Source organism: Paenibacillus sp. FSL R5-0341 (assembly GCF_037975235.1).
In the GTDB taxonomy this organism is placed as follows: Bacteria; Bacillota; Bacilli; order Paenibacillales; family Paenibacillaceae; genus Paenibacillus; species Paenibacillus amylolyticus_A.
On record NZ_CP150241.1, the window covers coordinates 69,992 to 91,447 of the forward strand.

Genomic DNA, 21,456 nt, shown 5'->3' on the forward strand with positions numbered 1-21,456 from the left:
TTGATTCTAGTTGTAGACGTGGGGAACAGCAATATGGTGCTCGGCGTATATCAAGGCCGGGAGTTGCTGCACCACTTTCGTCTGAGTACATCACGTCAGTCAACAGTGGATGAATACGGCGTATTGATTTATAATTTATTTCATATGTCCGGCATCAGGGCAAGCGACATCGAAGGTGTCATCATCTCATCTGTGGTTCCGCCACTGGTGAATGTGATCGAAGCGATGTGTGAGAAATATGTGGGCAAAAAACCGTTACTCGTTGGGCCTGGTATCAAAACCGGCCTGAACCTGCGATACGAGAATCCACGTGAAGTGGGTGCGGATCGCATTGTTAATGCAGTGGCAGCCGTTGAGAAGTATGGCGGCCCTCTCGTCGTGGTCGATTTCGGTACTGCAACGACCTTTGACTGTATTGACGAGAAAGGTCATTACCTGGGGGGAGCCATTGTACCTGGAATTCACATTGCCACCGAAGCGCTCTACGAGCGGGCATCCAAGCTACCTCGTATTGAGCTGGAGAAACCCAAGAAGGTCATTGGGCGTAATACTATTCATGCGATGCAAGCGGGCATTATCTATGGCTATGCAGGACAGGTAGATGGTATTGTAGAGCGCATTCGTGAAGAAATGGGAGCTAAGCCCAGAGTCATTGCAACGGGTGGTCTCGCTACACTAATCGCGGAAGAAACCCGTAGTATAGAGGAAGTTGATCCGCTGCTTACGCTTGAAGGGCTGCGTATTATATATGAGCGGAACCGGGAAAGGTGAGCATAAAGACGGCATACAGCGGGCTGAGATTACAGCTTAAGTGTTGTGCCGTTTTTTCTGCGTTACTACTATTATGGCGATACGCCAAAGGAGGCTGAATGACTTGGAAAACAACAACAAGCATGACCGGTTAATTCGTGGTACAGCAATGAATGGAAAGGTAAGAGCCTTTGCTGTCCAGACGACACAACTGGTTGAGGAACTACGCAGAAGACATGATACGTTTCCCACGGCTACAGCTGCCATGGGGCGTACGGTTACAACAGCAGCTATTATGGGTGCGATGCTCAAAGGTGATGAGAAGCTAACGATACAAGTCAACGGTGATGGCCCCATTGGACAGATTGTAGCTGATGCCAATGCGAAAGGTGAGGTGCGGGGTTATGTTTCTAATCCGCATGTACATCTGCCAAGCAATAGTGTGGGAAAACTGGACGTTGCAGGCGCAGTTGGAACCGAAGGCTTCATCAACATAACGAAAGATTTGGGATTGAAAGAGCCATACCGTGGCAGTGTGCCTATTATCTCAGGAGAACTGGGCGAAGACTTTACGTACTATTTTGCCCAATCGGAGCAAACTCCTTCTGCTGTAGGCGTTGGTGTGCTGGTCGATACGGATAATTCCGTTATTGTCGCAGGCGGATTCATTATGCAGCTGTTACCGGGATTGACAGATCAAGAGATCACAGCGATCGAAAATGCCATTGGTACGTTGCCACCAGTGACAACGTTGCTGGATCAGGGACTTGAACTGGAAGAGTTGCTTCGCCGGTTACTACCGGATGTACAGGTGATGGAAGGGTTGGATATTCAATTCAGCTGTGAGTGTTCACGTGAGCGGGTAGAGAAGACGCTAATCAGCCTGGGCCAAACGGAGATGGAGCAATTAATTGAAGAAGAGGGCCGTGCTGAAGTAGTTTGCCAATTCTGCAATGAAGCTTATGACTTTAACAAAGAACAACTTGAGACCATCCTAGAGCAAGCCAAGAACTGATCTATGCGGGGACGGGATGCGGAATGACAAGACAGGAAAAAGGGTTGTGGACAGCTGTAATTGTCTTGACGCTGGGCATGCTGGTTATGGGAACGGTGATGGCTATGCATGGTCTCAGACAGGGCAAAGACGAGGCAGATGCATCCCATGATGCCAATACGGAAGAAGGAAGCACCGTAGCGACGATCAACGGAGAAGTTATCACGGACAAAGAGTGGACCGATGCGCTGAAACGACGTTACGGCAGTGAGTTATTACTCCAGATGTTAAACCGTAAAGCAGTATATGCCGAAGCAATTGAACGCAAGCTGATCGTCACTCCCCAAGAGATTGCAAGAGAACTTGCGGCCGCGATGGATGGGTACGATTCAGAGAAATCGTATTTTGACGAAATGAAGTCCCAGTTGGGCTTGTCGAAACAGGAGCTTGAATTGGAAGCCGGCTATAGGCTACTGCTTGAGAAAATTGCAACGATCGGCATACAGATCAAGGATGCAGATATTGAGCATTACTGGACTGAACACCGTGAGGATTACGTTTCCCCCGAGAAATATGACTTGTCCATCATCGTAGTGAAGGAAGAGGAGGAAGCCGATTCCTTACTGTATGCGTTGGAGAAGGGGGAAGACTTTGAAGCAGCTGCCCGCAGTCAATCGACAGACAGCTTCTCTCGTGATGCTGGTGGCAGGTTGGGATGGATTGAGCGCAATGATCCATTCCAGTCAGAAGAAATCCTTCAACTCGCTGCCGGGCTGGATATAGGCGATATGGCTGGTCCAGTTCAAGTGGAAGAGGGCTATGCTATTATCAGACTTAATGATAAAGAAGAACGCCAGGTGCAGTCGGCCGAAGAGGTCCGTGAGGAGATTCGAATGCAACTGGCTTTGAGTCAGGCTGATCCGTTGCCACAGGTAGAGCAAATGTTGCGCAACAAGTATGAAGCCGTGATCCTGTCCGAGATTCCTGCCTCCTGAATGCAATGGAAAAGATTGTATCGTACTGCTGCATCTTGATAAAAATACTCTGTCTGCGGTCTTAGGGCCGAAGGCAGGGTATTTTTTTTGAGTACTCATATTGACAATAAGGGTTAACGTTGATAAGATGAAAATAATAAATACCTACTCGTTTACTCGGATATAAAAGCTTTTATTTGTGAACAAAGAAACTTTCGGAAACCTTCGCCCTTTCTAGAAATCTTAGCAGTTAGGGATAGGATCAACAGGATTTCCGCAGTTCTTCTATAACATCCAGAGGCTATCGGCCGCACAGTATAGGTTAACAGGACTCAAGTTTTATTCATCCACTAAGGAGGGCATTCATATGGCTAAAGTAGTTAATAACGTAACAGAACTCATCGGAGGTACTCCGCTTGTTCGTCTGAACCGTATCGTACCTGAAGGCAGTGCTGAAGTATTCGTGAAGCTGGAGTACCAGAATCCAGGTTCAAGCGTGAAAGACCGTATCGCAATTAGCATTGTGGAAGAAGCGGAAAAAGAAGGCAAGCTGAAACCAGGTGATACCATTATCGAAGCAACAAGTGGTAACACAGGAATCGGACTCGCGATGGTGGCTGCAGCCAAAGGCTACAAGTCCGTTATTGTAATGCCTGAGACGATGAGCTTGGAGCGTCGCAACTTGCTTCGTGCGTATGGTGCTGAGCTTGTGCTTACACCGGGAGCCGAAGGTATGAATGGTGCTGTTAAAAAAGCCGAAGAACTGCTGAAGGAAAACCCATCCTATTTCATGGCTGAGCAATTTAAAAATAAAGCTAACGTGAAGATCCACCGTGAAACGACTGGCCCTGAGATTGTTGACGCGATCCAATCTGTGGGCGGTACGTTGGATGCTTTCATTGCGGGAATCGGTACAGGTGGAACAATTACTGGTACAGGCGAAGTGCTGAAAGAAGCTTTCCCTGGTGTTAAAATTGTTGCAGTTGAGCCAGCAGCTTCGCCAATTCTGGCGGGCGGCAAACCAGGACCTCATAAGATCCAAGGGATTGGTGCCAACTTTATCCCTGAGATTCTGGATCAGGAAATCTATGATGAGATCATTCACATTGAGAATGATGATGCATTCGAGACGGCTCGTCAGGTAGCGAAGGAAGAGGGCATTCTGTCCGGTATTTCTTCCGGTGCGGCGATCCGTGCAGGTCTTCAGGTTGCGAAACAGTTGGGTGAAGGCAAACGCGTTGTCGTGATCGTGCCAAGTAACGGCGAACGTTACCTCAGCACACCACTCTACAACTTCGAAGCCTAAGCCTACAAATGACAAAACCAATCCTCCTTGCCCGTATGACGGGTATGGAGGATTTTTGGCGTAATGCTTTTAAAAGGGGCGGCGCTTTAGTATACTATCAGACAATAGAACTAGCGACAGATGGAGGGCGGCAAACCGCAATGACACACCTGATGACAACATACGCCGACTGGATGGAGTGGGCTGGACAAGGCTGGACCATGATGCCCTATATCACGAAGTCGGATGAGGGACCGTATCATGGCGGTTTACCGTTATCGTGGGAGGCAGTCTGGCAGCAGGCGTCACCATACGCAATTGTGCTGGAGAATGGCAAAGGCGGAAGATATACATTTCTGGGGCTAGACCCCGTATCTGTTATTTCCGGCAAGGGTCAAGAAGTGGTTATTCATGATGTGACGCAAGGAACCACCTCGACAGACAGCGGCAAGCCGCTTGATGTATTGAAGAGATGGACAGCACCTTATAGCGCACCTAAAGTTACTGGGGCACCAGACTTTGGGGGTGGCTACGCAGGTTATCTCAGCTATGATGTAGCAAGATCGTTGGAGAAGCTTCCAGCTTTGGCTGAAGATAACCCGGCTCTGCCGGATTATTGGTGGATGCGTTTTGAAGAAATATGGGCGTACGACCATCAGCAACAGGCGCTTTTCTGCATGGTTCATCTGGCTATAGAGCCTAATCAGAACGAAACCGATATCCGTGGTCTATATGCAGTGGCTGAAGCACGAGCGACAGCGATGCAGCAACGATGGCTTCATATTATGGGATTTGCACAGGCCGAAGAACAACAGCAGGCACTGGAACGCCGCAATAGGCAGGTCAATCGTACCCCGCAGCCTGAGGATGCGGAAAGGGAATCCGAAGGGTGGGAAACCTCCTTTCCACAGGAAGACTTTGAAAAGGCTGTACGCACGGTGCAGGAATATATCAGGCAGGGTGATGTGTTCCAGGTGAATCTGTCCTTAAGACAGGAAAAGCGGCTTCATTCAAGCGCTGAGCATATTTATGAATGGCTGCGTCTTGTGAATCCATCACCGTATATGGGTATGCTGCGTAGCCCGGACTTCCAACTGGTAAGCGGGTCTCCCGAACTTCTGGTCAAAGTGGAGAATGGCAAAGTCAGTGCACGTCCCATCGCAGGGACCCGAAGAAGGGGCCGTGATGAAGCAGAGGATAAAGCTATGGCGGATGAACTGCTCAGCAGTGAGAAGGAACGGGCAGAGCATATTATGCTCGTTGATCTGGAACGTAATGATATCGGACGGATTGCGGCCTACGGTTCGGTTCATGTGCCTGAATTGATGACCATCGAGAAGTATTCCCATGTCATGCATCTCGTTTCCCAAGTGGAAGGCAGGCTGGCAGAAGGGTTATCCGTATTTGATGTGATCGCTGCGACATTCCCGGGTGGGACGATTACAGGAGCGCCCAAAGTGCGTACCATGGAGATTATCGAGGAGCTTGAGCCTGTGCGGCGTGGGCCTTATACGGGTTCCATCGGTTGGATGGATTACAGTGGAAATATGGAATTGAACATCGTCATTCGTACGCTTGCGATCAAGGATGGTATTGGTTATGTACAAGCCGGTGCAGGTATTGTTATTGATTCCGATCCATATCGGGAATACAAGGAATGCCGCAACAAGGCAAGAGCGATGATGAGAGCTGTGAACTACAGCGAAGAGGCGGAAGCGGACAGAGCTGTCGAACAAGAACAAGCGAAACGAACGGAAGCTGTTAAACTAAAATAAAACGAAGCAACCGTCACTTGCGTTGACGGAAGATGAGGAGGAGCAGGCATATGATACTGGTTATCGATAATTACGATTCCTTCACGTACAACCTGGTTCAATATCTGGGTGAACTGGGTGAGACGGTGGAAGTTCGCCGCAACGATGAGATTGATTTGGCAGGTATAGAGGCATTGGCGCCTGATCATATTCTGATTTCTCCGGGTCCTTGTACACCGAATGAAGCGGGCATCAGTCTGGCAGTCATCGATCACTTCAAGGGAAGCATTCCGATCTTTGGGGTCTGTCTGGGACATCAGTCTATTGGACAGGCGTTTGGTGGAAATGTCATTCGCGCGGAGCGCATGATGCATGGCAAAACATCCGAGATGCACCATAATGGAACATCTGTATTTGCCGGATTACCTTCCCCATTCACAGCTACCCGTTATCATTCCCTGATTGTGGAACGTAGCAGCTTGCCTGATTGCCTGGAGATTACAGCGGAGACAGCTGAAGGTGAGATTATGGGTCTGCGCCACAAAGAATATGCGATTGAAGGGGTTCAATTCCACCCGGAATCCATTATTACAGATCACGGTCACCAGATGCTTCGCAACTTCCTGTCCCAACAGGTGAAGGTATAACATGCAATATGCCGCGATAAACGGAGAGTTGGTTCATATGGCGGCAGCCGTGGTTCCTGTAACGGATCACGGCTTTTTGTACGGACTGGGATTGTTTGAGACGTTTCGGACGTATCAGGGGGTCCCTTATCTGCTGGAACGGCATCTGGAGCGAATGGCTTCAGGGTGTGAAGAACTGGGCATTCCTTTTACAACGACTGCGGCAGAGATGACAGATTGGATTCAACGCTTGATGAATGCGAACGGACTTCAGGATGCGTATGTGCGATACACGGTATCAGCCGGTGAAGCACCGCTAGGCTTACCTTCTGGTGATTATTCGAAGCCGAATCATATTGTACTGGCAAAAGCATTACCTGAACCTTCTCCCTCTTTATATGAGAGCGGCAAAATGCTTCAACGGTTGTCTACACCTCGCAACACGCCTGAAGGAGAAGTGCGGTTCAAGTCGCTGCATTACATGAACAGCATTCTGGCGAAACGGGAGCTGAACCGGTACGGGCAGTATGTGCAGGGGGCAGAAGGGCTACAATTAACTCGTGATGGTCATGTCGCTGAGGGCATTGTTAGCAATGTATGTTGGGTACGGGAAAATGTACTCTACACGCCAGCACTCTCAACCGGCATTCTGCCGGGCATCACGAGAGCTGTGGTACTTGAGATCGCCACGCAGCAAGGAATTGCCTGCATAGAAACGCTAGCGGCTTGGGAGGATCTCCTGCAAGCCGATGAAATATTTTTAACCGGCTCGGTGGCGGAACTGGTTCCTGTTACGACTCTGCGGGATCAGGAAGGAATCGAAACGATAATCAGCAACGGACATATAGGCCCGGTTACAGCAGTCCTTCTGGGTATGTACCGGCAGAAAGCGGGGTATACTTCATGACACTTACACCTGTCATCTATGAACGGAACTATGCATGGGGGCCAGCTGAGTTGAAGCTGGGTACAAGAACACAGATCATGGGCATTCTTAACGTCACGCCTGACTCGTTCTCGGATGGTGGACGTTATACCAACGTGGAGCGGGCGGTTACCCATGCCAAGCAGATGATGGAGGACGGGGCGGACCTGATTGATATCGGTGGGGAGTCCACCAGACCTGGTTCAGCAGTCGTCAATGCCGATGAAGAGCTGAGCCGGATCATTCCGGTTATCGAAGCATTACATCAGCAAGCCCCGCACATTCCAATATCGGTAGACACGTATAAGGCTGATGTTGCGCGTCAGGCCATTCTAGCCGGTGCCCATATCATTAATGATGTGTGGGGTGCCAAGGCAGACCCAGATATGGCCCGCACGGCAGCAGAGCTCGGGTGTCCCATCATTCTGATGCATAATCGGCAGGCGAGAGATTATACCGATTATCTGAGCGATGTCTTCAGCGATTTGCAAGAGAGCATACAAATTGCGCTGGGGGCCGGAGTGAAGGCAGATCAGATTATCCTGGACCCGGGCATTGGTTTTGTGAAGGATTTGAAGGAAAATCTGGCACTCATGTCATCACTCGGTTTGCTCAATGAAATGGGATATCCCGTGCTGTTAGCCACCTCACGCAAAAGATTCATCCAGAATACCCTGGATGTTGGTGCGGATGATGCGCTGGAAGGAACGGCTGCGACCGTTGCATTTGGCATTGCCCAAGGCTGCCAGATGGTTCGGGTTCATGATGTGAAGCCGATTCGGCGGACGGCAGACATGTGTGATTCCATGTTATATGCTTCTCCGGGTATACGGAGGAAATAATGCTGGCGGGTCCGAGTGACCCGTCCAGTGGAAGCGTAGCGTTTTTCAAAGGCACAGCAAAGGGAGAACTTCAAATAGATTAAAATTTCAATATATATAGAGGGCAGGCGGATCGTATGGATAGAATGGTATTACACCGTATGGAGTATTACGGATATCATGGGGTTTTTGCAGAAGAACGGAAGCTTGGGCAGCGGTACTATATTGATCTGGAGATTGATATGGACCTCAGTGAGGCTGGACGTAACGATGATCTGACCAAAACGATCAACTACGCAGAGATCCATGAGCTGGTAAAACAGATTGTTGAGAATAAATCATTCCAGTTAATTGAAGCTTTGGGCGAACATATTGCATCTTCTTTACTAGACACTTATACTATTATCAATGCATTGACAGTCAAGGTGACGAAGCCACATCCCCCATTCGATATTCATTTTGAGGGCGTAACGGTAGAGCTTCGCCGCACAAGAAAGTGAGAACCGATCATGATTGCACATTCGACCTCTGAATTTTCAGAGGCTTATATTGCTTTAGGGGCCAATTTGGGTGACCGGGAACAGACGCTGCTTGAAGCATTGTCTTTGCTGGATGAACACCCTCATATATCCGTTCTGCGCTGTTCTGCGCTATATGAGACGGAACCTGTAGGATATGTAGATCAGCCTGCTTTTCTGAATATGGCAGTCGCCGTAAAGGCGATGCTGACACCTGAGCAGTTGCTCACGGAATTATTGGATATCGAGAACCGACTCGGTCGTGTTCGTGATATTCGCTGGGGACCGCGCACTGTTGATCTGGACCTGCTCTGGATGCACGGGGAGACGCGAGATACCGAATTGCTACAATTGCCTCATCCCCGTATGGGCGAACGGGCTTTTGTGCTGGTACCGCTGTCGGATATCGTACCGGAGGGCGAGGAATCAGGTCTATATACCTTTGTACACTCATCGTTGTCTGTACTGGATGGAAAGGATGGAATACAGCTTTGGAAAACATGCAATTGGCCAATCGAATCCGGGCATTCCGGAAGCTGAAAGGTTTAACACAACATGAACTTGCTGCCGAGACCGGCATCTCGCTGGCCATTCTGGGAACTATTGAGCGGGGAAACCGTAAGGTAACACCGCAAGAGTTGGATCGAATTGCCGGAGTGCTGGCGATCAGTATCGAGGAGTTGCAGGGCAAGTAAGACCGTTTTGTTTTCGTCAAGCTACAACAACAGAGACATCGATCGATCTTTATATCGTGATATATACAGAATTAAAAAAGGAGTGGAACGACTACCGTGCTTAACATTGGTGGCATTGAAATGAAAAACCAGGTCGTACTTGCGCCGATGGCTGGCGTATGTAATCCGGCTTTTCGTTTGATCGCAAAAGAATTCGGAACAGGTCTCGTATGCGCGGAGATGGTGAGTGGCAAAGCCATCGTCCATGGTAATCAGCGTACACGCGAGATGTTGTTTGTAGATGAGCGTGAGAAACCGCTGAGCCTTCAGATTTTTGGGGGAGATCGTGATTCCCTTGTAGAAGCAGCCAAAATCGTGGACAAAGAAACGAATGCAGACATCATCGACATTAACATGGGATGCCCTGTGCCAAAAGTGACGAAATGTGATGCAGGTGCACGTTGGTTGCTTGATCCGAACAAAATCTATGAGATGGTATCCGCGGTCGTGGACGCGGTCGAGAAGCCGGTGACGGTCAAGATGCGTATCGGCTGGGATAACGAGCATATCTTCGCGGTTGAAAATGCGCTCGCGGTTGAACGTGCTGGTGGACAGGCGGTAAGTGTACACGGTCGTACGCGTGAGCAACTCTATACAGGGACAGCTGACTGGTCACACATCAAAGATGTAAAAGAGGCGGTCTCTATTCCCGTGATCGGCAATGGTGATGTCCATACTCCAGAGGATGCACGCCGTATGCTGGATGAAACAGGTTGTGACGGAGTTATGATTGGTCGTGCCGCCCTGGGTAATCCATGGATGCTGTATCGTACCATTCAATACTTAAGCACGGGTAAATTGCTTCCTGACCCGAATGGTGAAGAGAAGATCCGTGTTGCCATCCTTCATATGGATCGCCTGATCGCACTCAAGAACGAGACGGTTGCCGTACGCGAGATGCGTAAACATCTGGCTTGGTATTTGAAAGGCTTGAAAGGATCTGCCCGCATCAAGGACGTTATTATGGAAGGAACCAAGCGGGATGAGATGGTACAGATTCTGGAGAACTTTGTGGGTCAGTTGAGAAGCGAAGGTAATTTGGAGTCAGAACCGGTAATTGCCGGAAATGCATCTTAATTAAGACTGTAAAACGTTTACAGTTATAGAGGACGTAACATTGACTTTTCGAGATCGTTCCCCTATACTTTCACAGTATAAATTCGCCATGTGCGTTAATTAAAGGCTAGTCATCAGGAGGAATATTCTATTTCTCTGGAGAACTTCATATAGTTTTGAAGATGTATGCGGGCGGAGCTATGTAATTTAGAACTGATTCCGTTGCCGTACAATCCAAATTATTCCCATGACAGGAGAATCGGTTGAGATGAGCGACAAGGAAGTTATCCTTACACCAGAGGGACTTAAGAAGCTGGAAGAAGAACTGGAAACATTGAAATCAGTGAAGCGCCGCGAAGTGGCTGAACGGATTAAGGTAGCCATCGGGTATGGAGATATCAGTGAGAACTCTGAATACGAGGATGCCAAGAACGAACAGGCCTTCATTGAAGGTCGTATTATTACTTTGGAGAAAATGCTTCGGAACGCACGCATTATTAACAGTGATGAGATTGACACCGATGTCGTGAGTGTAGGTGCAACAGTTACTGTGGAAGATTTGGAATTCGGTGATATCACAGAATATACAATTGTAGGTTCTGCTGAATCTAACCCGCTTCAGAACAAGATTTCAAACGAAAGCCCTGTTGGTAAAGCGATCCTGGGCAAGAAAAATGGTACAGTTGTTGATGTAAGTGTGCCTGCTGGCGTAATTCAATATAAAATTATAGACATTAAAAAGCTATAGCAACGAAGCAGTTGGGCACGGTAAACAAAAGCTTCCTTAGGGAAGCTTTTTCAACATTTGAGGGATAGCGTCCTCTCGCGATGCCTGCAATGTAAATAAGGAGATGAATACAGATCATGACGGATGAAGTCTTGAATCAGGAAACCGAACTTAGCGAGCTTTTACAAATTCGCCGTGACAAATTGGACGAGCTCCGCAAATTGGGAATCGACCCTTTTGGCCAAAAATACGTACGTACCGAAGAAGCCGGCTCCATTCTGAAGAAGTATGAAGAACTGACCAAGGAAGAGCTGGAAGAGAAGCACATCGAAGTCAGTATTGCCGGACGGATTATGGCGAAGCGGGGAATGGGTAAGGCAAGCTTCGCACATATTCAGGACCTGAGCGGCAGAATCCAGATCTATGTTCGTCAGGATACCGTGCCTGAAGACAAGTATGCGGCATTCAGCCTGCTGGACCTTGGCGACATCGTTGGGGTAACAGGCGTGATCTTTAAGACCAAAACAGGTGAAACTTCTGTCAAAGTTAAAGATCTTGAAGTGCTGTCCAAATCGCTCTATCCGCTTCCGGATAAATTCCATGGTCTCACGGACGTTGAGCTGCGTTACCGCCAGCGTTACGTTGACCTGATTATGAGCCCGGACGTACAACAGACTTTCATCACACGTTCCAAAATCATTCAATCGATGCGTCGTTACCTCGATTCCCTTGGATATCTGGAAGTGGAAACACCTACGTTGCATACCATTGCCGGGGGAGCCGCAGCACGTCCGTTCATCACGCATCACAACGCGCTGGATATGGAACTGTACATGCGGATTGCGATTGAGCTTCACCTGAAACGTCTGATTGTTGGCGGACTGGAGAAGGTATATGAGATTGGCCGTGTATATCGAAACGAAGGTATGTCCACACGTCACAATCCGGAGTTCACGATGATTGAATTGTATGAGGCATATGCTGACTACAAAGATATCATGCATTTGACGGAAAATCTGGTTGCTCATATCGCACAAGAAGTACTGGGCACACAAGTGATTCAGTATGGAGATTATGAAGTGGATCTTAAACCGCAGTGGCGCCGTGTTACGATGGTGGATGCAGTTAAGGAAGTTGTGGGCGTAGACTTCTCTGTACACATGACGGATGAGGAAGCACACAGCTTGGCGAAGGAGCATAAGGTTCCGGTTGAGAAGCATATGACATTCGGTCATATTCTGAACGCATTCTTTGAAGAGTTTGTAGAAGAGACGTTGATTCAACCGACATTCATTATGGGACATCCTCTTGAAATTTCACCGCTGGCGAAGAAAAACGATGTGGACCCACGCTTCACGGATCGCTTCGAGTTGTTCATCGTTGGACGCGAGCATGCCAATGCCTTCACAGAGCTGAATGATCCAATCGATCAGCGTCAGCGTTTTGAAGCTCAGATGCTGGAGAAAGAACATGGGAACGACGAGGCTCATGAGATGGATGACGACTTCATCCGTGCGCTCGAGTATGGTATGCCGCCAACAGGCGGACTGGGAATCGGAATCGATCGTCTGATCATGCTGCTCACGAACTCCCCGTCTATTCGTGACGTACTGCTCTTCCCGCACATGCGTCCTCGTACACAAGATTAAATAAGGAACGTAGTATACGTTCATAATAGAAGAGGAACCTGCCGTTCAGTATCATGCTGGGGCAAGTTCCTCTTTAGGTTTACATAGGCGCTAAAACGGAAGTTTGTCAGTAGGTCTTCCTGTTCATATTGCGCCACTATGGGAGCACAGCTTCTTGCATTTGTTTAGATTAACCTGTTCGTATTTTGTTAAAAGAGGTGCCCTTCATGAAGTTCAGGCTTCACTTTGCCAAATTCTTATCACCCCCGTTAATCCTGGTCGGCGGATTTCTGCTTATTATTGCGATTGGAACGGTGCTTCTCATGTTGCCCATCTCCAACCAAAGCGGTGAGTATTTGGCGTTTATTGATGCTCTCTTTACATCAACCTCTGCCGCATGTGTGACTGGACTAGTCGTTGTGGATGTTGGGACGACGTTTAACTTGTTTGGTCAGATCGTCATTATGGTGTTGATGCAGCTCGGTGGACTCGGCTTCATGACCATGGCTACCCTCTTTGCGCTAGTATTGGGCAAACGAATCTCGCTCAAGGACAGGCTGTTGCTCAAAGAAGCCATTAATGCAGACAGTATGGAAGGGATTGTACGCATTATCCGCAAGGTGTTAATTTTCTCCTTTACCATTGAAGGGGTGGCTGCTGTCATACTGGCGCTGCGCTGGGCAACGGAGATGCCGTTTGGCCAGGCCGTATACTATGGAATATTCCACTCCGTTTCATTGTTTAATAATGGCGGTTTTGATTTGTTCGGCAACAGCTTTCAATACTACACTGGAGATTGGATATTCAATCTGACCGCTTCTGTGCTCGTTGTCTCTGGTGGACTCGGTTTTGTTGTATTGAATGATCTGTTTGAGTATCGCAAACGCCGTCGTCTATCCCTGCAGTCCAAACTGGTGCTGTCTGTATCGGGGGCTTTGATTGGTATAGGAGCGATTGTGCTGTTTGTTTTTGAATTCACCAATGGACACACACTGGCTTCACTCACCTGGAGCGAGAAGATCTATGCTTCCTTCTTCCAGTCTGTCTCTACACGTTCGTCCGGAACAAGTACCATTGATATCACGGAGATGAGGCAGGCTACCCAATTCTTCTTCATCCTGCTGATGTTTATCGGAGCTTCCCCAGGTTCAACCGGGGGCGGAATCAAGACGACTACATTCCTGATCATGATCGGTGCAGTGTATGCCATGATTCGGGGGAATAAGGACATCGTATTTTTCCGCCAACGTGTCCCGAAGGAGCTGCTTATGAGGGCGTTGACTATTATTATGGTTTCGCTGATCATATTCATGATCGTGGTGATGCTTCTGCTTACGACAGAGGATGCACCATTCCTTTCACTGATGTTTGAAGCTGCATCGGCAATTGGTACGGTGGGGCTTTCGGTGGGAGTAACTGATGAGTTGACCAATTGGGGAAAAATCATTATTACCTTTACCATGTTTGTAGGTCGGATTGGGCCATTAACCATCGCGTATGCTCTTCGTCCGCGCAAAGAGAAGAAACTGTATCGTCATCCGGAGGGCCGGATCATTATCGGATAAAAAGAAAAACCGTCAGACATTCAGAACTAACTCCTGTGATCGTAACAGGCTTTAGTCACAACGAATGTACTGCGGTTTTTTTTGTTTAACGACATAAGGAAGCAAGATGCAACGTGAGAACATCGTCCATGAGCTTGGCATTCATCTGATCGGGTCTAAGCACGGTATGTATACCCAAGCCATCTACCAGTGCATACAATCTCTCGATCTCCAGTTCTTTGTCCAGATCAGGTCTGGAGAGATCAACCTTAATCAGGTAAGTGATAACAGAGCCTACAGCTTGTTTGAGTTCATCATACACTGTATCGGCAAGTTCCTTGAGCGTAGAATCTGTTTTGGATCTGGCTGTAAAAGCGTACCATACCTCCATTTCGGCCAGTTTTTCTTCCGTGTTTGGTAAGAATTCGAACAATAGGCATTTCATATTGTCCATGGGAGAGCCGGTGAAGGACATTTGTTGGACTCGATGGGATACCCGTTCGGATACCAGATTCATAGCATATAGTAATAGTTCCGACTGTGTAGAAAAGTAGTGACGCATCGAACCGACCGAAATTCCTGCTTCTTCAGCGATATTCCGAACAGAGGCCTGTTCCATACCATCTCTTCGTATAATACGCCAAGCTGCTTCGGCCACGAGCACACGTTGTTTATCATGATCAACAATTTTAGGCATAGGAAGATTATATCACTGTTGATTATTATAATACAAATGTGCTAAATTGTATTTAATACAAATGTATTATAAAAGGAGGGGACGATAAATGATTGGTTATTTCATTATAGGGTGTGAGATTGCCTTCTGGATGTTTGTGTTTGCGGGTTTGAGTGTCAGGTATCTTCTTGGTATGAAAAGATTAGGCATCGGTTTGTTGATGGCAACACCTATTGTGGATCTCTTATTGCTGGTAGCTACAGTGATGGATCTTCAGCGCGGAGCTACAGCGGGCGTGATTCATGGTATTGCCGCGGTGTATATAGGGGTAAGTATTGCTTATGGTCATCAGATGATTGCTTGGGCAGATCGATACTTCCTATATTGGTTCAAAGGCGGAGAGAACCCTCGTAGTAGCAAGTTATATGGCAAAGAACATGCAAGTCGTGAGCGTAGTGGATGGTTTAGACATCTTTTGGCTTGGGCTATAGGCAGCGCATTTCTATTCGCCATGATATGGTGGATTGGTGATGCTGAACGGACAGCCGTCTTCTATAATTTAATTAAGATGTGGGGAACCATACTCGGTATCGATTTTCTGATAAGCTTTAGCTATAGTTTATGGCCCCGAAAGGTTCCGGTCCGAAATATTAAACAATAAAAAAAACAAATGGACGTGCATACAAACATTCTAAATTGGGAGAATACTACATGTACGTCCAAGTAGTATCATCTAGATCAATAGTTTAAATTCAAAAAAAGACTTGCAATCAAAATCTGTACATGGTATATTCTAATTCCGGCCAAGAAAACACGGTTTACACGGTGCGGCAAGCGAAACAAATAAGCTTCGAAAGAAACTTAAAAAAAGAGCTTGCAAAGTTGGTTCGGATGTGATAAGATATAAAAGTTGCTGAAGAGAACGACATTCGGTAACGAAACAAGTTTGATCTTTGAAAACTGAACAACGAGTGAGTAAACATTCTGCTTGCAGAATGAACGCGAAAGTTAGAAACAAGCCTTGGCTTGGATCGGCTGGAGCACAAATGAGATTTTTAATCTCGTCAGATTCAAAATGAGCTTATCGCTCTTTTCAATACTTTATTGGAGAGTTTGATCCTGGCTCAGGACGAACGCTGGCGGCATGCCTAATACATGCAAGTCGAGCGGACTTGATGAGAAGCTTGCTTCTCTGATGGTTAGCGGCGGACGGGTGAGTAACACGTAGGCAACCTGCCCTCAAGTTTGGGACAACTACCGGAAACGGTAGCTAATACCGAATAGTTGTTTTCTTCGCCTGAAGAGAACTGGAAAGACGGAGCAATCTGTCACTTGGGGATGGGCCTGCGGCGCATTAGCTAGTTGGTGAGGTAACGGCTCACCAAGGCGACGATGCGTAGCCGACCTGAGAGGGTGATCGGCCACACTGGGACTGAGACACGGCCCAGACTCCTACGGGAGGCAGCAGTAGGGAATCTTCCGCAATGGGCGAAAGCCTGACGGAGCAATGCCGCGTGAGTGATGAAGGTTTTCGGATCGTAAAGCTCTGTTGCCAGGGAAGAACGCTTGGGAGAGTAACTGCTCTCAAGGTGACGGTACCTGAGAAGAAAGCCCCGGCTAACTACGTGCCAGCAGCCGCGGTAATACGTAGGGGGCAAGCGTTGTCCGGAATTATTGGGCGTAAAGCGCGCGCAGGCGGTCATTTAAGTCTGGTGTTTAATCCCGGGGCTCAACCCCGGATCGCACTGGAAACTGGGTGACTTGAGTGCAGAAGAGGAGAGTGGAATTCCACGTGTAGCGGTGAAATGCGTAGATATGTGGAGGAACACCAGTGGCGAAGGCGACTCTCTGGGCTGTAACTGACGCTGAGGCGCGAAAGCGTGGGGAGCAAACAGGATTAGATACCCTGGTAGTCCACGCCGTAAACGATGAGTGCTAGGTGTTAGGGGTTTCGATACCCTTGGTGCCGAAGTTAACACATTAAGCACTCCGCCTGGGGAGTACGGTCGCAAGACTGAAACTCAAAGGAATTGACGGGGACCCGCACAAGCAGTGGAGTATGTGGTTTAATTCGAAGCAACGCGAAGAACCTTACCAGGTCTTGACATCAGCATGACCGGGCTAGAGATAGTCCTTTCCTTCGGGACATGCTAGACAGGTGGTGCATGGTTGTCGTCAGCTCGTGTCGTGAGATGTTGGGTTAAGTCCCGCAACGAGCGCAACCCTTATATTTAGTTGCCAGCACTTCGGGTGGGCACTCTAGATAGACTGCCGGTGACAAACCGGAGGAAGGTGGGGATGACGTCAAATCATCATGCCCCTTATGACCTGGGCTACACACGTACTACAATGGCCGGTACAACGGGCTGCGAAATCGCGAGATGGAGCCAATCCCAACAAAGCCGGTCTCAGTTCGGATTGCAGGCTGCAACTCGCCTGCATGAAGTCGGAATTGCTAGTAATCGCGGATCAGCATGCCGCGGTGAATACGTTCCCGGGTCTTGTACACACCGCCCGTCACACCACGAGAGTTTATAACACCCGAAGTCGGTGGGGTAACCGCAAGGAGCCAGCCGCCGAAGGTGGGATAGATGATTGGGGTGAAGTCGTAACAAGGTAGCCGTATCGGAAGGTGCGGCTGGATCACCTCCTTTCTATGGAGAATCGTTTCCCGAGTGGAAACATTCAAATACGCAGCTTAGCTGCAAAACACTCACTCGTTGCTCAGTTTTGAGAGCTCAAACTCTCAAACAGCTTGCTTTTGCATGGAGCTTGTTCTTTGAAAACTAGATATCGAAACGAAACAAACGCGAATTAGAACATTCCTTTAAGCTGATCTTGTGTAAACAAGTGAAGTGTATAAAGGTAGTTAAATTGCTTTTGTGATGGTATTGAATGGGAGCGACTTTTGGCTTTGCGCAAGCAAACCAAGGGAAGCGAGCAGTCAAAACCGGAACAAAATGGTTAAGCTACTAAGAGCACACGGAGGATGCCTAGGCGCTAGGAGCCGATGAAGGACGTGGCGAACAACGAAACTGCCTCGGGGAGCTGTAAGCAAGCTTTGATCCGGGGGTGTCCGAATGGGGAAACCCAGCTGGGGTAATTTCCAGTTACTCATAACTGAATACATAGGTTATGTAGAGGCATACCAGGGGAACTGAAACATCTAAGTACCCTGAGGAAGAGAAAACAATAGTGATTCCGTCAGTAGCGGCGAGCGAACGCGGAGAAGCCCAAACCAGAGAGCTTGCTCTTTGGGGTTGTGGGACGTCTCACATGGAGTTACAAAGGAACCGGTTAAGCGAAGAGGTCTGGAAAGGCCCGCCAAAGAAGGTAAAAGCCCTGTAGTTGAAAGTCTGTTCCCTCCGAGACGGATCCCGAGTAGTGCGGGGCACGTGAAACCCCGTATGAATCCGGCAGGACCATCTGCCAAGGCTAAATACTTCCTAGCGACCGATAGTGAAGCAGTACCGTGAGGGAAAGGTGAAAAGCACCCCGGAAGGGGAGTGAAATAGAACCTGAAACCGTGTGCTTACAAAAAGTCAGAGCCCGTTTTAGGGGTGATGGCGTGCCTTTTGTAGAATGAACCGGCGAGTTACGTTCCCGTGCAAGGTTAAGGTGAAGAGCCGGAGCCGCAGCGAAAGCGAGTCTGAATAGGGCGACTTAGTACGTGGACGTAGACCCGAAACCGGGTGATCTACCCCTGTCCAGGGTGAAGGTGCGGTAACACGCACTGGAGGCCCGAACCCACGCATGTTGAAAAATGCGGGGATGAGGTGGGGGTAGCGGAGAAATTCCAATCGAACTCGGAGATAGCTGGTTCTCCCCGAAATAGCTTTAGGGCTAGCCTCGGAAAACAGAGTCGTGGAGGTAGAGCACTGATTGGGTGCGGGGCCCGCAAGGGTTACCAAGCTCAGTCAAACTCCGAATGCCATAGACTTACTTCCGGGAGTCAGACAGTGAGTGCTAAGATCCATTGTCAAAAGGGAAACAGCCCAGACCATCAGCTAAGGTCCCCAAGTGTGTGTTAAGTGGGAAAGGATGTGGAGTTGCACAGACAACCAGGATGTTGGCTTAGAAGCAGCCACCATTGAAAGAGTGCGTAATAGCTCACTGGTCGAGTGACTCTGCGCCGAAAATGTAACGGGGCTAAACACACCACCGAAGCTATGGCTTGATGCTTTGCATCAGGGGTAGGGGAGCGTTGTATAAGGGTTGAAGGTGTACCGTAAGGAGCGCTGGACATTATACAAGTGAGAATGCCGGTATGAGTAACGAAAAGATCAGTGAGAATCTGATCCGCCGAAAGCCTAAGGGTTCCTGAGGAAGGCTCGTCCGCTCAGGGTAAGTCGGGACCTAAGGCGAGGCCGAAAGGCGTAGTCGAAGGACAACAGGTCGAAATTCCTGTACCACCGTAAGCCGTTATGAGCAATGGGGGGACGCAGTAGGGTAGTGACGCGGACTGATGGATGTCCGTCTAAGCAGTAAGGCTGATGTGTAGGCAAATCCGCACATTGTAAGGCTGAGCTGTGATGGGGAGTGAAAATTACAGTAGCGAAGGTCATGATCTCACACTGCCAAGAAAAGCCTCTAGCCAGGTGATGGTGCCCGTACCGCAAACCGACACAGGTAGGCGAGAAGAGTATTCTAAGGCGCGCGGAAGAACTCTCGTTAAGGAACTCGGCAAAATGACCCCGTAACTTCGGGAGAAGGGGTGCCCCGGTAGTGTGAATAGCACGAGGGGGCCGCAGTGAAAAGGCCCAAGCGACTGTTTAGCAAAAACACAGGTCTGTGCGAAGCCGTAAGGCGAAGTATACGGGCTGACGCCTGCCCGGTGCTGGAAGGTTAAGGGGAGTGGTTAGGAGCAATCCGAAGCTGTGAACCGAAGCCCCAGTAAACGGCGGCCGTAACTATAACGGTCCTAAGGTAGCGAAATTCCTTGTCAGGTAAATTCTGACCCGCACGAATGGCGTAACGACTTGGGCGCTGTCTCAACGAGAGATCCGGTGAAATTTTAATACCTGTGAAGATGCAGGTTACCCGCGACAAGACGGAAAGACCCCATGGAGCTTTACTGCAGCTTGATATTGAATTTGGGTACGATCTGTACAGGATAGGTGGGAGCCTTTGAAACGTGAGCGCCAGCTTGCGTGGAGGCAACGTTGGGATACCACCCTGATCGTATCTAGGTTCTAACCTGGTACCGTAATCCGGTGCGGGGACAGTGTCAGGTGGGCAGTTTGACTGGGGCGGTCGCCTCCTAAAGAGTAACGGAGGCGCCCAAAGGTTCCCTCAGAATGGTTGGAAATCATTCGAAGAGTGCAAAGGCATAAGGGAGCTTGACTGCGAGACCTACAAGTCGAGCAGGGACGAAAGTCGGGCTTAGTGATCCGGTGGTACCGCATGGAAGGGCCATCGCTCAACGGATAAAAGCTACCCTGGGGATAACAGGCTTATCTCCCCCAAGAGTCCACATCGACGGGGAGGTTTGGCACCTCGATGTCGGCTCATCGCATCCTGGGGCTGAAGTAGGTCCCAAGGGTTGGGCTGTTCGCCCATTAAAGCGGTACGCGAGCTGGGTTCAGAACGTCGTGAGACAGTTCGGTCCCTATCTGTCGTGGGCGTAGGAAATTTGAGAGGAGCTGTCCTTAGTACGAGAGGACCGGGATGGACGTACCGCTGGTGTACCAGTTGTTCCGCCAGGAGCACCGCTGGGTAGCTATGTACGGACGGGATAAACGCTGAAAGCATCTAAGCGTGAAGCCCCCCTCAAGATGAGATTTCCCAGTATGTAAGACCCCTTGAAGACGACGAGGTAGATAGGCTGGGGGTGGAAGTGCAGCAATGCATGGAGCTGACCAGTACTAATCGGTCGAGGGCTTATCCAAATATGCAAGTTGTAATTCGCGTGTTTCGTTTCGAATCTAGTTTTCAGAGAACAACAACTCTGAAATGTAAGCACCGCGTTTGGTGGCGATGGCGGAGGGGTTCCACACGTACCCATCCCGAACACGACCGTTAAGCCCTCTAGCGCCGATGGTACTTGGACCGCAGGGTCCTGGGAGAGTAGGACGCCGCCAAGCAATTAACCACTGCCGATGTTATTCGGTGGTGGTTTTTATTTGTTTATAACAGGATAATTGAAGTTCAATAAATAGCCTAGAATCAGCAGATTTATAGCTAATTTGCATCAAACGTGTACGTGAAGAGCCTGGTTTCTATGTATATAAAAAATAAACGTCGCTTAATATGAGTTGGCGTTTTTTTGTTATAATGATTAGACTTGTCCGCATGAGAAAAACAGTTGTATTCATCAGACAACACACCTGATATAACCAAGTACTTTTCCTTGACAGTCTAAATATCGCTTTGCTAAGATGGCAATAATAAATTTTTCAGAAAACGTATTTTCGGCGTAAAATACAGCCTGGAATCTTCGGGTTT

17 protein-coding genes and 3 rRNA genes are annotated in these 21,456 nt (G+C 48.7%); 19 read left to right on the forward strand and 1 reads right to left on the reverse strand.

Annotated elements, in window-relative coordinates:
- From MKX75_RS00330 to MKX75_RS00400, 15 genes are all read left to right on the forward strand, one after another.
- Entirely contained in the window at nucleotides 1-771 is a 771-nt protein-coding gene (locus MKX75_RS00330) for a type III pantothenate kinase (RefSeq protein WP_062838078.1), read from the forward strand.
- Nucleotides 772-844: 73 nt separating this feature from the next.
- On the forward strand, nucleotides 845-1,765 hold the full coding sequence (hslO, locus tag MKX75_RS00335) for an Hsp33 family molecular chaperone HslO (protein WP_062838077.1): 921 nt from the start codon (nucleotides 845-847) through the stop codon (nucleotides 1,763-1,765).
- A gap of 23 nt (nucleotides 1,766-1,788) precedes the next feature.
- A complete protein-coding gene (locus MKX75_RS00340) occupies nucleotides 1,789-2,739 on the forward strand; it encodes a peptidyl-prolyl cis-trans isomerase (RefSeq protein WP_339167943.1) in 951 nt (316 codons plus the stop codon).
- 346 nt (nucleotides 2,740-3,085) lie between these two features.
- The gene (gene cysK, locus MKX75_RS00345; protein WP_062838075.1) at nucleotides 3,086-4,024 is read left to right on the forward strand and encodes a cysteine synthase A; all 939 of its coding nucleotides are present in this window, start codon (nucleotides 3,086-3,088) and stop codon (nucleotides 4,022-4,024) included.
- 140 nt (nucleotides 4,025-4,164) lie between these two features.
- The gene (locus tag MKX75_RS00350) at nucleotides 4,165-5,778 is read left to right on the forward strand and encodes an anthranilate synthase component I family protein (protein ID WP_339167945.1); all 1,614 of its coding nucleotides are present in this window, start codon (nucleotides 4,165-4,167) and stop codon (nucleotides 5,776-5,778) included.
- A 50-nt stretch (nucleotides 5,779-5,828) separates the two neighbouring features.
- On the forward strand, nucleotides 5,829-6,404 hold the full coding sequence (gene pabA, locus MKX75_RS00355) for an aminodeoxychorismate/anthranilate synthase component II (protein WP_036606106.1): 576 nt from the start codon (nucleotides 5,829-5,831) through the stop codon (nucleotides 6,402-6,404).
- A gap of 1 nt (nucleotide 6,405) precedes the next feature.
- Nucleotides 6,406-7,290 carry an aminotransferase class IV gene (locus MKX75_RS00360; protein WP_339167948.1) on the forward strand — a complete coding sequence of 295 codons (885 nt, stop codon included), beginning with the start codon at nucleotides 6,406-6,408 and terminating at the stop codon, nucleotides 7,288-7,290.
- On the forward strand, nucleotides 7,287-8,150 hold the full coding sequence (gene folP, locus MKX75_RS00365; protein WP_339167949.1) for a dihydropteroate synthase: 864 nt from the start codon (nucleotides 7,287-7,289) through the stop codon (nucleotides 8,148-8,150). Before MKX75_RS00360 ends, folP begins: the two co-directional genes overlap by 4 nt.
- A gap of 116 nt (nucleotides 8,151-8,266) precedes the next feature.
- Nucleotides 8,267-8,629 (forward strand): dihydroneopterin aldolase, encoded by a 363-nt coding sequence (folB, locus tag MKX75_RS00370; protein WP_062838071.1) that lies wholly within the window; start codon nucleotides 8,267-8,269, stop codon nucleotides 8,627-8,629.
- 9 nt (nucleotides 8,630-8,638) lie between these two features.
- Entirely contained in the window at nucleotides 8,639-9,187 is a 549-nt protein-coding gene (gene folK, locus MKX75_RS00375) for a 2-amino-4-hydroxy-6-hydroxymethyldihydropteridine diphosphokinase (RefSeq protein WP_062838070.1), read from the forward strand.
- Complete coding sequence (locus MKX75_RS00380; RefSeq protein WP_235599598.1) at nucleotides 9,148-9,342, forward strand: helix-turn-helix transcriptional regulator; 195 nt, start codon at nucleotides 9,148-9,150, stop codon at nucleotides 9,340-9,342. Before folK ends, MKX75_RS00380 begins: the two co-directional genes overlap by 40 nt.
- A 96-nt stretch (nucleotides 9,343-9,438) precedes the next feature.
- Nucleotides 9,439-10,458, forward strand: coding sequence for a tRNA dihydrouridine synthase DusB (gene dusB / locus MKX75_RS00385; RefSeq protein WP_062838068.1), 1,020 nt, complete (start codon nucleotides 9,439-9,441; stop codon nucleotides 10,456-10,458).
- A gap of 247 nt (nucleotides 10,459-10,705) precedes the next feature.
- The gene (gene greA / locus MKX75_RS00390; protein ID WP_062838067.1) at nucleotides 10,706-11,185 is read left to right on the forward strand and encodes a transcription elongation factor GreA; all 480 of its coding nucleotides are present in this window, start codon (nucleotides 10,706-10,708) and stop codon (nucleotides 11,183-11,185) included.
- A gap of 116 nt (nucleotides 11,186-11,301) precedes the next feature.
- Nucleotides 11,302-12,813: a lysine--tRNA ligase gene (gene lysS, locus MKX75_RS00395; protein WP_062838066.1), complete on the forward strand. Its 1,512-nt coding sequence runs from the start codon at nucleotides 11,302-11,304 to the stop codon at nucleotides 12,811-12,813.
- Between the two features lie 206 nt (nucleotides 12,814-13,019).
- On the forward strand, nucleotides 13,020-14,357 hold the full coding sequence (locus MKX75_RS00400; protein ID WP_339167953.1) for a TrkH family potassium uptake protein: 1,338 nt from the start codon (nucleotides 13,020-13,022) through the stop codon (nucleotides 14,355-14,357).
- An 85-nt stretch (nucleotides 14,358-14,442) separates the two neighbouring features.
- Here MKX75_RS00400 and MKX75_RS00405 read toward each other — a convergent pair whose 3' ends face one another.
- Complete coding sequence (locus MKX75_RS00405) at nucleotides 14,443-15,033, reverse strand: TetR/AcrR family transcriptional regulator (RefSeq protein WP_339167955.1); 591 nt, start codon at nucleotides 15,031-15,033, stop codon at nucleotides 14,443-14,445.
- 88 nt (nucleotides 15,034-15,121) lie between these two features.
- Here MKX75_RS00405 and MKX75_RS00410 point away from each other — a divergent pair, with 88 nt between their 5' ends.
- The 4 genes from MKX75_RS00410 to rrf all read left to right on the forward strand — a co-directional run bounded on the left by MKX75_RS00410 (nucleotide 15,122) and on the right by rrf (nucleotide 21,095).
- On the forward strand, nucleotides 15,122-15,673 hold the full coding sequence (locus MKX75_RS00410) for a hypothetical protein (protein ID WP_339167958.1): 552 nt from the start codon (nucleotides 15,122-15,124) through the stop codon (nucleotides 15,671-15,673).
- Nucleotides 15,674-16,113: 440 nt separating this feature from the next.
- Nucleotides 16,114-17,666 (forward strand): 16S ribosomal RNA (locus tag MKX75_RS00415).
- A gap of 308 nt (nucleotides 17,667-17,974) precedes the next feature.
- Nucleotides 17,975-20,900: ribosomal RNA gene (locus MKX75_RS00420) — 23S ribosomal RNA — on the forward strand.
- A gap of 78 nt (nucleotides 20,901-20,978) precedes the next feature.
- Nucleotides 20,979-21,095, forward strand: a 5S ribosomal RNA gene (rrf, locus tag MKX75_RS00425).
- The 16S, 23S and 5S rRNA genes sit together here, the layout of an rRNA operon.
- The last annotated feature ends 361 nt before the right edge of the window (nucleotides 21,096-21,456 follow it).